The sequence below is a fragment of the Chryseobacterium gleum genome (genome assembly GCF_900636535.1).
Lineage (GTDB): Bacteria > Bacteroidota > Bacteroidia > Flavobacteriales > Weeksellaceae > Chryseobacterium > Chryseobacterium gleum.
Genome location: NZ_LR134289.1, coordinates 3,382,855 through 3,395,848, shown reverse-complemented (window position 1 = coordinate 3,395,848; position 12,994 = coordinate 3,382,855). Strand labels below are relative to the sequence as shown.

The following is a 12,994-nucleotide window of genomic DNA, read 5'->3' as shown; positions in this document are numbered from 1 at the left end:
TTTTACTAAAATAAAAAAAACCGCTCTAATGTAGAACGGTTTGATTTTCTATTTTTTAGGTGGCAGAACAGGACCTGTGTCTCCTCCCGTATCGCTTCCCCCACTTTCCCCTGTAGATCCTCCAGGATCCGTAGCCCCACCTTGAGTTTGAGTTGTTACAGTAGTTGGGTTATTATCATTTGCAGTTGTTGTATTGGCATTATTGTTTGAGAATGCTAAACCTAATAGCATCAATATAATCTCGATCATTTCCTTAAAATTTTTGAAGTTGAAATAGTTTTTCTTCCTCCCGAGATGTATTTATCTCAGGCTGTACACAATTAAAATTTCGAAGCGCTTCTTAATTTTTTAGGGAAGTGAACCTTCAAAAACGGAGGAGAAACATCTGCTTCCCAATCCGGAGTTTTCCTCCGTTTTATCTGGTGATTTTTGAAATCAGGTTTTAGATTTTTTAATGTTATTTTTTGTTCTGATTTCTTTTACAAATATCTTGTATATAACCTCAAATACTCAGACAGGCGATGGACAGTTAGATATATTGTAAGTGTTTGATTTTTACGGAAAACCGCAATTTTAACGTCTTGTTTTTGTCTAATTTGGACAGCAAATAATTAATACCTGAAAAATTATGTATGAGAAGAAAAGATTTTTAATGAAAACCGTTTTCGAGAAAGCAAAAAGTGAGCTTCCAAGGGGAAGTAAAAATTCTGTTTCTGGCTATTTAAGTTCTCTTTTTGAAGAACAATATGGTTTTAAAAGAGATGAGAGGTCATATACAAGATATTATACCAGCCTAGTCCAAGAAAATGAAGATTATAATATTGATGATATTGCGTTAGACTGTCTAAGTAAATATATAGGGTATACTGATTTTAATAATTTTTGTGATAAGATAAGTCTGGAGGGAAAAGATGCAACAAATATTTTTGGTTTAAGTTTCAAAGATATATCTGATAAAGTTCAGCAGATAATTATTACTGTATCACCAACAGTTTTATTACCAGATTTGATTAGAAAAAATGGATTAGGTATTTTAGAAATGACCTTTATTTTATTTCTTGTTACTGGAGGCGTTGTTTTCTCTAATGGCAAAAATTCTAAATCTTTTGGCATTATTTCTGGCTGGGAGCCTCCTGCAATTAATAAAGCCTATATGTATTGGGATAAAGATAGATATATGGCAACGGATAGTAGTTCTCTAGGTTCTCAAGTGGAGGTTGTTCCAATGAATGAATATATGTTTAAGTATTTCAAAAAAATTACAAGACCAGACACATTGACTGTTAAAAATTCCTTAGGAAAAGTGTGGTATAATAAAAGTAAAAATCATGTAGAATTCTTTACGAGTTTTGGAAAACATCCTGAGAATGAAAAGACATTAAGAGATGTTTCTGAAAGAATATTGGAAAATTATGCCGGAAAAAATGCAGAATTAGAAGAATGAAACTTCCTTCACAATTATTTAAAATTCAATTAAAATATTTCCTTCTCAATTCCTGTAATTTCGTCTTATTTTAAAAGATGAACAAAGGAATATTCGTTGTTATATTATTGATGTTTACCCTTTTTCATGCACAGAAACCCGTGCAGATTGCTTTTCTTTCGGATGTCCATTTCCAGGACCTGTACGGGAGTTTTTCGGACCATGATTTTAAGGGAATTATCAATCCGAAAACGGGAAAATCTACTATTCTGAGAACCATGGATTCTCAGTTGCATTCCACAAGAATCTTCAATGAGAATTACTTTGCCTTTCTTAAAGCGCTGGATGATATTGCTGTGAAAGGAATTAAAATTGTAGCGATGCCCGGTGATTTCTCAGATGACGGACAGGCTTATAATCTGCGTGGACTTCATAAAATTTTAGAAGAATATCACAGGAGATACGGAATCCGTTTTTATTTAACCACAGGAAACCATGATCCCGTTGGACCGTTTCGAAATGACGGAGGGAAAGACGATTTTCTGGGGACTGATGGAAACCCACTGGGAATTTACAGTCGGAAAGATGTGGGGAAATCAATGGAGAAAGTAATTACAAGAGATATTGCCGAATCAGGATATCTTGAAATTTTAAATGAATTGAAAGACTTTGGTTTTTATCCTCAGAAAGAAGACCTGTTTTGGAGTACTCCTTTTGATCGCAATTCATTTGAAAATTACTCTTACGGAAAAGGGCTGCAGGCTGCAGACTATTCGAAAAGAATGTATGAAGTAGCCAAAGGATTTTCTGTTCCTGATTTCAGTTATGTTGTTGAACCTGTGAAAGGTGTACGGATGATTGCTATTGACGGTAATACCTATATACCAAAAAATCTTAGCGAAAATCCTGCAAACCCATCTAATTATAAAGGAGCAGCCATTGGATATAATAATGTACTGACCAGTAAGCTGCATTTAATACAGTGGGTAAAGAAACTTACCCATGAAGCAAAGAAGAATAACAAAACCCTGATTGCATTCACTCATTATCCAATGATCGATTTTAATGATGGGGCAACTCATGAAATTAAAAGTTTATTGGGCGAAAAAAAGTGGCAGCTGGAACGTGTTCCGGAGGAGGAAGTGGCAAAAGTATTTGCTGAGGCGGGATTGCAGGTTCACTTTGCAGGTCATATGCATATTAATGATTCAGGAATCAGAAAAACGGAAGGTACGTTTCTGGTAAATATTCAGGTACCATCACTGGCGGCTTATCTGCCGGCATATAAGGTTCTGACCATACAGTCTCCCGATAAGATGGAAATTCAGACCGAGGTTTTAGACGAAGTTCCCCGCTTCGATGAATTGTTTCCTTTATATGAAAAAGAATATGATGCTTTACAAAGAAATACGGGTAAAATACTTTGGAATAAAGATATATTAAAGACAAAATCGTATCATGACTTCATGCTTTTTCATTTAAAAGAGCTGGTTCGCTTACGAATGATTCCCGATGACTGGCCGAAAGATTTTATTAAAAAAGCAAAGGAGTTGAATGGGGAAGATCTGCTTCTGCTTATTCAGAATAAAGAAGGGCTAAAAGCTAAAGGAATCAAATCTGAGAATTTTAAAAATTGGTCTTTTGATGATCTGTTGTTGGATGTATATCAATTTCAGTCTGCAGATGAGCTGGCAAAAAAGGATATTCCTGAAGAAAGGCTGAAGCAGTATCATGTATTGGAAACCCTGTACAGAGATAACAACTCGAAAGATCCATTTATTCAGCAGTTAAAATCTGTTTTCAAAATCCTTTCATTACTTTCCCACGGAGATCCGGCAGACCATTTTGAAATAGATTTAAAAAGAAAAGAAATCAGAAAGCTGTAATTTACAATGCTTTAAGAGCATTCAATTCATACTTACAGATTGGTGAATATTTGTTAAAAGCATTAGTGTTATTTGTGTTTAAAATAGAAAGGCTGCCCATTCAGACAGCCTCCTCAATTATAAATCTGACAGAAACAGGATTATTTTCCTGTTATGGGGTTTATTCTTTCATACGTATTATGATCAAAGCTTACTCTATAACCGGATTTAAATAGCTTGCTCGGGTAATAGTAGTCTGTTGTAATAATTTGTGCTCCGCTTGCTTTTGCTTTTTCAAACCTTGAGTAGTCTTCACTTCTTGCTTCCATGGTATCAGCATCAGCTCTGGTACGGATGATATAACCTTTTTTGACCAGATCTTTGATCATCGCATCATCTTTTTTCGGTTCATTCATAAAAAGAACAGCAGATTCGGGAGTTCCCGGAGCAGAATTGGTAAAAATCATTCTTCCTTTCAAAGAGGGGTGCCCTTTAATATACAAATCCCTGTTTTCCCCGTTATTATCTAACACAAAAAGGAATTTTCCCTTTACGTTTTTTACTTTGGGCTAGTTTTTCTTTAAAACAGCTTCGTTCAATGTTGTATAAGCGCCGCGAATATCATCAGGTGTAATTATTTTATCTTTTCCCAGATACTTTTTTAATTCGTTATCAAGATCATCAAAAAGTTTTGACGTATAATGTTCAGGTTCTGTTCCGAATTGATTGACCTTTCCGTCTTTAGGTTCAAGCGTTATAAAAACCGGATCGTGATCCGGATGGCTGTCCGACCATTTTTTCAGGTCATTCAGGCAGTCTTTTAATGTAAAATACCAGGTCTGGTAATCAATATCTGTAATGTGGATTATCTTATAGCCCGGCTTTTTCATTATATTTTCAGGATCGAAAGGCTCTTTTGTTTGAACCAGATCCAGAATTTTCGGATGGGCATATTTTCCTCCTTTACGGTCTGCATATACATCAATTTCCAGATTTCTGAGTCCGAGATCCAGCTGTTGGAGTATAGGAATGTGTTCATACTGAATTTTCGGCAGCACATTAAGAGTATCTTTTTGAGATAAATAATGATACACTTCCGGCAGAATCGCTTTTTTATAAGAATTATGTGAACCAATAACCTGAATTTCATTGATTTTTAACTCATCAAGATGCTGAGATTGCGCCCAAAGCAGATTGAATGATGAAACACAGATCCCCAGAAAAAAAGCCTTTTTTATTTCGACATATTTTAAGTTCAAAATTAATCACTTTTGGCAGGGGATAAGCTATATATTATGTTAAGTGATTTTTAAAATTCTGTGAATATAAGAAAAATAGAGGGTTGTAAGCGTTTGATTGCTAATTGTTTTCTATTTTATCAATCTGAGATATTTATATTTTGTTGACTTTAAGATAATATTATGTTAAAATAGATTTGTGGTAGATCCTTTTACTTTGTATGCCGAAATAAAAACTAACCGTTGCCTGAAAAGAAAACCACTGTTGCGGGAACAACAGCGGCTTTTTGATAAGCAATGTAACATCGTGCAATTACTTACTTATTGATATGTACCACAAAATTAATTTTTTTAAGTTTAAAAAACTAATCCCGATTGCGTTAATTTTTTTGGTGGTGAACCATGCTGATGCTAAAGGATTTACTTTAAACCATCCTGTATTTTCACAGGTAAACGAAACCATTTCCGGAACTGTAAAGGATCAGAATGGCTCTGCCATAGAAGGCGCAAAGATCACTGTTGTAGAAACCGGGGACAGTGCTTCTACTGACGCATCTGGAAATTTTACCATTTCGGCCAGTATTGGGCAGACTTTATCCATTTCTTACGATGGATACGGAGAACAAATGATCAGAATATCCGGAACTTCAATATCTGTACAATTAGAGCCTAAAAAACAATCTACTTCCATTGAAGAGGTGACTCTCGTAGGATATGGTTCTCAGAAAAAATCTGATTTAACAGGAGCAGTAAGCCAGTTGAAGGCAGAAAATTTTAAAGAGGGAATGAATATTTCCGTTGATAACCTGATGCAAGGGAAAATTGCAGGGGTACGTATCGTTCAGTCGAGTGGAGAACCGGGAGCTGGAGTGAATGTTTCCATCCGAGGTATAGGCTCCATCCGAAGCGGAAGTACTCCCTTATTTGTCGTAGATGGAGTTCCTTTGAGTAATGATGCCGTAAGTGCTACCGCACCGAATATCGGTTTGGGAAATGCCCAGGCTAAAAACCCGTTAAACTTTTTAAATACCAGTGATATTGAATCGATTACTGTATTGAAAGATGCTTCTGCGGCAGCTATTTATGGTGCCAGAGGATCCAACGGTGTTGTTTTGGTTACAACTAAAAGAGGAAAAAAAGGAGAACCTTTGTTTACATATGATACTTATTTAGGCTTTTCTTCAGTCATTAAAAAACTGGATCTGATGACGGCTGATGAATACAGATCGGCAGGGATCAACAAATTATATGATCATGGAGGAAATACAGACTGGCAGGATGAGATTTTCAGAAATGCCGTTTCATCCAATCACTCAGTATCATTTTCAAAATCTACGGAAACGGGGAACTATTTTGCTTCTATATCCCATATGGATCAGGACGGTATTGTGCTGAACAGCGGTTTCAAAAGAACGACAGCCCGTCTGAATGCTGAAGAGTCGTTTTTTGATAATAAGAGATTAAAAATCAAGCTCAACCTTACGGCAAGTGACATCAAAGAAACAGGAATTCCGAATGGTGGAAATGCAGGTTCTGACAGTCAGGTGATCATCCATGCTCTGATGGCAAATCCTACACGTTCCGTATATGATGAAAATGGGAATTATACGAACTTTAATATGAACGCTCATTACAATCCATTGTATCTTTTGAGTGTTTATAACGATAAAACCAATACTTTCAGAGTCCTTGGAAATACTGAGGCAACATTAAGAATCTTACCGGGGCTGAATTATAAGTTCAATTTAGGGATTGATAAAACAATGTCTGAGAGGAATACGACAATGTATCCGAATATCACGGACAGAACTCCAAAAGGAATGTATGTTCAGGCCAACCTTGATTCTTATAATGTATTGCTGGAACATTATTTAACCTATGACCTGAGTTTAAATAAACACAATTTCAGTTTATTAGGCGGTTTCTCTTATCAAAAATTCAAAACGACAGGCACCTATTTCGGGTTGAAAAATATTGCCAACCAGGGAGCAGGTATTTCACCTGACATCAATCCTGGATATTCCGGGGAAGCCTTTGTTCCTGCTGCGGGATATGCCCAGGAAAATGAGCTGCAGTCATATTTTGGAAGAGTAAATTACAACTATGATAAAAAATACTTATTAACAGCTTCATTAAGGGCTGACGGTTCTACCCGTTTCGGGCAGAACAACAAATACGGATATTTCCCATCTGTTGCAGTAGGCTGGACTGTTTCCAATGAAAATTTTCTGAAAGATTCTCAAATTATTAATGAATTAAAATTAAGAGGAAGCTGGGGACAAACCGGTAACCAGGAAGTTCCGAACAAGATCACCCAGGCGAGTTCTTCCCTGTCACCATCAGGAGGATATTATCTGTATGATAACCTCAACCTCATCAATGGGGTAGTGATCAACAGGACCCCTAATCCTGACCTGAAATGGGAAGTGGTGGAACAAACCAATATTGGTGCGGATTTCAGCTTGTGGAGAAACAAATTGTACGGATCATTGGAGTATTACAACAAAGTCACTAAAGATCCTATCCTGAATATCCCATCCAGACCGCTAAGCCCCACAAGTACGGTTTGGAAAAACGTTGATGCAAAAATTGTCAATAAAGGATTTGAGTTCTCTTTAGGTTCGGAAATTATCAAAACTGAAAACTTCACATGGAATGTTGATGTTAATGGAGCTACAGTCAATAATGTAGTGAAAGATCTTCCGGTGTCTGCCATTTACTCGGGAGAAGTTTCGGGACCAGGGCTGTCAGGGGTTACCGCCAATATCTATAAGAACGGCTACGAAGCAGGATCTTTTTATATGCTGAATTATCTGGGAGTGGATGCGAACGGAAAATACATCTATGAAGACATAAATGGTGACGGAAGAATTGATCAGAATGACAGAAAAATCTTTGAAGGGGCCATCCCGAATTTTACATTCGGAATCAATTCTTATATGAGATACAAGAAATTTGATTTTGCATTTTCTTTCATCGGACAAACCGGCGGCTACCTTGTAAATAATACCGCATTGGATTTAAATATCAACAATTTAGCCTCAGACAGAAACGTCCTGAAAAGCTTCTATGATTCCGGAGCAAGCTTTACCAACCAGCCTCAGTTGTCATCTCTTTATCTTGAAAAGTCAGATTTTATAAGGTTGAATAATGTAAGATTAGGATATACTTTCGATACCAGCCAGCTGAAATTTCTGAGAAGCATCAATCTGTATGTCAGCGCACAAAACCTATTGACCATTACAAGTTATTCAGGGTATGACCCGCTGGTGGATACCAACAAGCAGGTAAGCGGAAACCAGTCGCTGGGAATTGATTATACCACTTATCCTTCTGCTAAGACTTTCATTCTGGGAGCTACTGTTAAATTTTAATTGAAAAAATCATGAAATCTAAATTTTTATATAGTAATAAAATTATATTATCCTTTGCTGTACTTTCTTTAATAGGATGTACCAATCTTGATGAAAAAGTAATTGATGAGGTTTTAGGTTCTGAAACAGCAGATCCTGAAGCAGCACTTGCTGCAGCTTATGGGCAGCTTGGAGACGGTACTTTTGTTGACCATGGAAATGTCTTCGCTTTACAGGAATATTCTACTGATGAAGCATTATTACCTACAAGAGGAAGTGACTGGGGAGATGGTGGAAAATGGAGAGCCATGCACGAGTTTACATGGGATGCAGGTAACGATGTTGTGAAAACAACCTGGAACTCGCTTAATTTCGGAATTACAAAGTCTCTGACGGCCATTTCGAGTATCGAAAAAAGTAACAGTACCAACAGAGCCTTATTTTTAGCAGAAGCAAAAGGTTTATTGGCCTATTATACTTATACAACAATAGATCTTTTCGGGCAGGCTCCGTACAGAGATCCGGGTAATATCAATGCTCCTATTCAGATCAGAAAAGCAGAAACTACTATTGATGCTTTGATTACTGAAGTAGAAGGTCTTATTCCGAATCTGGCCGATATTAAGACCCAGAATACCCACGCCGGAAGATTTACCAAGCAGGCTGCGTATGCATTCCTTGCGGATATGTACCTGAACAGGGCAGTTTTGAAGAATAAGACAGCAGGAACCTTCAACTTTTTGGAGCAGGCAGTCAATGGTTCCGGAACAGATATGGATAAGGTAATTGAATATTCCAATCTGCTGATCAATAATCCGAATTTCAGTCTGGAACCCAATTATTTCCACAATTTTGATATCAACAATGATACGAGTAAAGAAATGATCTTTTCAGTTGTTCAGAAAAAGAATACGGATAAAACTTCGGATAATGATCTGGCGTACATGTCCATGGAAAGAATCCAAAAGCCGTCACCGGATAATAGAGGAACGAATGCTTCCTGTGTCACCCCGGAATTCTATTATTCATGGAACGGAAATCACGATGATCCGCGTTTTCAGAGATCTTACCAGTATGCAGACGGTACCTGGTTCAGAAACGATGGAACAGATATAAGTGTACCTTCGTTCAGTAAAGTGGAGGGAACAGGAAAACCATGGTTTCATTTCAACAGAGGATTACAGGTAGGACAGCAATACGGGCCTAAAATCCTTGCAGACGGAAACTTTGATATGACAGCAGATGGAAGAATTAAAGTTTATAAATTATTTACTGAAAAAAATACAACCCTCGCTGCAGACTTTACGCCTGACCTGAATTTTGATAACCCTTCTGAATCTGTATTTACACAGGCCCAGATCAACAGAGGAGTAAGGAACTTTAAGTTTGAATTCGATCCGGGTTATGGAAACAACGGAACCAGCGGAATGGATGTGCCGTTGTACAGATTAGGAACCATTTATATGATGAGAGCAGAAGCTTATTTAAGAAGTGGCAACCTGTCAGCTGCTTTGGCAGATGTCAATAAACTGAGAACCAGCAGAACGAATGATGCTTTAAAGAACAATGCGCCGGGAGTTGCTATTACTTCTTTGGATCTGAATACGCTATTTAAAGAATCAGGATATGAGCTGTATTGGGAAATGTACAGAAGAAAGGCTATGATCAGATTTGGGAAATTTGATTTGCCTGGAACAGCTAAACCAGCTTCTCAGCCGTTCAGAAGGATTTTCCCGATTCCTCAGGCAACCATTGATGCTTCAAAAGATTTTACCCAAAATCCTGGATATTAGTTTTTTCATATTACAATTATTTTTGCGCCAAACAAGAAGCGAAGAGATCTCTCTTCGCTTCTGTTATTTTTATATGGATTTTGTCTTATTCCAGCTTCTATTTGGATATTAAATATCACTAGGAACGGACTTTAGTCCGTTTAACTGAAATTATATCATCAAATCCGGCTTTAGCCAAAACTTAAGATTTTACTCTGCATTCAGCATTCCCAATTCTCCGAAATGTTTTTTAAACTTCTGAATTTTAGGCCCCACTACAGCGCTGCAATAAGGCTGTGTCGGGTTTTCATTGTAATATCCCTGATGATACTGTTCTGCCGGCCAGAATTTATCGAATTTCGTTAGCTCTGTGACATAAGTACCAGCCCATCTTCCTGATTCCTGAGATACTTTGATGGCTTCTTCTGCTTTTGCCTTCTCTGCATCATCTTTATAATAGATAACAGAACGATATTGAGTTCCGATATCATTTCCCTGTCTGTTCAGCTGAGTGGGATCATGAAGAAAGAAAAATACATCCATTAGCTGTTCGTAAGAAATAACAGCCGGATCATAAGTAATCTGCACCACTTCCGCATGTCCTGTTTCTCCTGTACAAACTTCCTGATAAGTCGGATTGTCTTTATGTCCGCCTGAATATCCTGAAATAGCAGATTGTACCCCTTTCAGCATATTGAAACAGCTTTCCACACACCAGAAACATCCGCCCCCGAAAGTAATCTGTTCTAAATTATTGTTGTCCATTGTTGGTAATTATATTGTTTTATGATCTCTTCCTTTATACGGAAAAGATGATCAAAAATAGGAAAAACTTTTTCATTTGAACACGGTTTTAAGTCTTAAACTTAAATTGTAATGATAGATATGACAAATGATTTCTAAACACAAATAATGCAAATGTTTTTCACGAATAGCCACAAGAAAATATAGCATACCATCTGTGAAAACCTGTGTAATCTGCGGGAAAAACAAAAAGCACCCTAAAAAAGGATGCTCTTAATTATTTAAAATAGCGTTCAGTTATTTTTCCCAAACCAAAGCACTTGCTCCAAGAATGGCAGCATCTGCTTCGTCAAGCTCACTGAATACCAGTTTTACCTTATTTCTGAAAATAGGAAGAAGGTTTCTTTCCATATGAAGCTTAGCTGGTTTTAAAATAAAATCTCCCGCTTTAATCACTCCTCCAAATAAAAGAATAGCTTCAGGTGAAGAGAACATCACAAAATTAGCTAATGCTTCTCCCAGCTTCTGACCCGTATATCGGAAAACCTCAATAGCGATAGGGTCTTCTTTGATGGCACATTCGTATACCGTTTTAGAATTGATGGCATCTTCAGGATATTGATTCAGCATAGATTCCGGGAACTCTGCTCTCATTTTCTTTGCGGTGATGGTAATTCCTGTTGCAGAAGCATAAGCCTCCAGACTTCCTTCAGAACCTGTGCTCCAGTGCTTTCTACCGCCGGGTTTCACTATTGTATGTCCTAATTCTCCGGCAAACCCGTCATGTCCATAGATTAAACTTCCGTTGGCAATGATTCCGCTTCCTACTCCTGTTCCCAGTGTAATCATGATAAAATCCTTCATTCCTCTGGCTGCTCCGAAAAGCATTTCTCCAAGGGCTGCTGCATTGGCATCATTGGTAACCGTACAAGGGAGACCGAATTTTGCTTTCATCAGTTCGGCAAAAGGAATCACTCCTTTCCAGGGAAGGTTAGGAGCCAGTTCAATGGTTCCTTTATAGTAGTTGGCATTGGGTGCTCCTACCCCGATTCCGTCAAAATGCTTTTCAGTACCATGTTTTTCCATCATGGGATGAACATGTTCATACAAAGCATCGATGAAATCCTCAACTTTGTCATAAGCATCGGTTCTCAGATTTCCTTTATCCAGAACTTCTCCACGGTGGTTTACGATTCCGAATTTAGTATTGGTTCCGCCGATGTCAACTCCAAGGGCAACTTGTTTTGATAAATCTATTAATGACATTTCTATGATTAAATTCTAAGGGCTAAAATTATAAAAAAGATTGTATTAATGGATTATTAACTGAGTTTTATTTAATGCCTTAAGCTGTTTTTATTGATTTTTCTTTTTTCTTCCCCACCAGATCATAAATCCTGTAACCGGAAGAGAGGCGCATATAAGACTTACAATAAAAGCAATAATCTTGGTAGGAAGTCCTAAAATTGCCCCTACGTGAATGTCGTAATTGGCATTTACCACTTTCTCGCCAAAGTTTTTGTCCTTCGGATCATGAGTATGGAGAAGTTCTCCTGAATTTTCATCAAAGATTAAGCTGCTGCTTTTATGATAAGAATAAGACAAATGCTTCACATACACTTCAAAGTTAGGGTGCTCGTGATCATCCATGTGAGGGTGGCCCAGATCTATAGCAAAACCATAGGCATCGGGATATTTTGTCTGTACAGTATTTATAATTTTATCAAGCGTTCCTTCTGTTCTCAGCTCAATGGGAGCTTTTGTCTTGATATGGGAGAAGTCAGGGTACTTTGTTTCTCCACCGGAAAAGATCACATAAATCATCGCCTGAACGACAAAGAATGCATAGAAAAGTCCTGTGATGGAAAAGATCAAAGCAAAGATAGATGCATAAAATCCTAATACGTTATGAAGATCATAGTTCTTTCGTTTCCAGCTTTTGATATTTTTCCATTTGAAAGTGAAACGCTGTTTTCTTGCTGCTTTGTTCTTGGGCCACCAAAGAATAATCCCGGAGATGAGCATAATGATAAAGATAATAACTGGAATTCCCACCACATACGTTCCCCAGTCCTGTTTCAGAAGATAGCTCCAGTGTATCATTTTTACAATATTGAAGAATCCGTTTTTCTCATCATAAACTCTCAGTACCTTTCCGGTGTATGGGTTTACATAAGCCTGTTTGTAAATAGGAAATTCATCAAAATAATTCCAGGAATCCGTATTATGTTCGTACCAGAAGAACATGTAGGACATTTTTTTATCGATTGGAACATTGACCCAGTGGATCGGATATTTTTCTTTTACCTGTTCCGCGACAGCCTTTTCCATTACCCGGATAGGAAGTACCTGCTTCTGTTCAATATTCTGCTCATGATGGTAGATGACATCTTTTCGGGTGATATTTTCTACTTCATCCTTAAAAACGTATAATGCTCCGGTAATAGAAATAATAAAGATCAGGAAACCTATGCCCAATCCGAACCAGAGATGCAGCTTTGCAGACCATTTTTTAATGAATCCCGGTTTCTTTTTATGATGATGCTTTTTCTTCATATCGCAGTAAAGTAAAGCAAATATAAGCTTACTCTTTATTTAG

The 12,994-nt window shown here is 37.4% G+C and carries 8 protein-coding genes and 1 pseudogene; 4 read left to right on the top strand and 5 right to left on the bottom strand.

Translation table 11 applies throughout. The features are described 5' to 3' along the window. Positions 1-48 precede the first annotated feature (48 nt). Positions 49-249, bottom strand: a complete 201-nt coding sequence (locus EL165_RS15385) for a hypothetical protein (RefSeq protein ID WP_002981866.1) — start codon at positions 247-249, stop codon at positions 49-51. A 379-nt stretch (positions 250-628) separates the two neighbouring features. Here EL165_RS15385 and EL165_RS15380 point away from each other — a divergent pair, with 379 nt between their 5' ends. Both EL165_RS15380 and EL165_RS15375 read left to right on the top strand, forming a co-directional pair. Beyond that, positions 629-1,444 (top strand): hypothetical protein, encoded by an 816-nt coding sequence (locus EL165_RS15380; RefSeq protein WP_002981865.1) that lies wholly within the window; start codon positions 629-631, stop codon positions 1,442-1,444. 77 nt (positions 1,445-1,521) lie between these two features. Further along, positions 1,522-3,309, top strand: coding sequence for a metallophosphoesterase family protein (locus EL165_RS15375; RefSeq protein ID WP_002981864.1), 1,788 nt, complete (start codon positions 1,522-1,524; stop codon positions 3,307-3,309). Between the two features lie 140 nt (positions 3,310-3,449). Here the strand turns inward: EL165_RS15375 and EL165_RS15370 are convergent. Then, positions 3,450-4,547 (bottom strand): annotated as a pseudogene (locus EL165_RS15370) (phosphatidylinositol-specific phospholipase C1-like protein). 308 nt (positions 4,548-4,855) lie between these two features. On the opposite strand from EL165_RS15370, the gene EL165_RS15365 reads away from it, so the two are divergent. Both EL165_RS15365 and EL165_RS15360 read left to right on the top strand, forming a co-directional pair. After that, a complete protein-coding gene (locus EL165_RS15365) occupies positions 4,856-7,900 on the top strand; it encodes a SusC/RagA family TonB-linked outer membrane protein (RefSeq protein ID WP_002981860.1) in 3,045 nt (1,014 codons plus the stop codon). Between the two features lie 11 nt (positions 7,901-7,911). After that, positions 7,912-9,672, top strand: coding sequence for a RagB/SusD family nutrient uptake outer membrane protein (locus tag EL165_RS15360; RefSeq protein ID WP_002981859.1), 1,761 nt, complete (start codon positions 7,912-7,914; stop codon positions 9,670-9,672). 189 nt (positions 9,673-9,861) lie between these two features. On the opposite strand, the gene msrA is transcribed toward EL165_RS15360, so the two are convergent. From msrA to EL165_RS15345, 3 genes are all read right to left on the bottom strand, one after another. Further along, the gene (gene msrA / locus EL165_RS15355) at positions 9,862-10,416 is read right to left on the bottom strand and encodes a peptide-methionine (S)-S-oxide reductase MsrA (protein WP_002981858.1); all 555 of its coding nucleotides are present in this window, start codon (positions 10,414-10,416) and stop codon (positions 9,862-9,864) included. A 276-nt stretch (positions 10,417-10,692) separates the two neighbouring features. Beyond that, entirely contained in the window at positions 10,693-11,661 is a 969-nt protein-coding gene (locus EL165_RS15350; protein ID WP_002981857.1) for an ROK family protein, read from the bottom strand. 90 nt (positions 11,662-11,751) lie between these two features. Then, positions 11,752-12,951 carry a PepSY-associated TM helix domain-containing protein gene (locus tag EL165_RS15345; RefSeq protein WP_002981856.1) on the bottom strand — a complete coding sequence of 400 codons (1,200 nt, stop codon included), beginning with the start codon at positions 12,949-12,951 and terminating at the stop codon, positions 11,752-11,754. Positions 12,952-12,994: the final 43 nt, after the last annotated feature.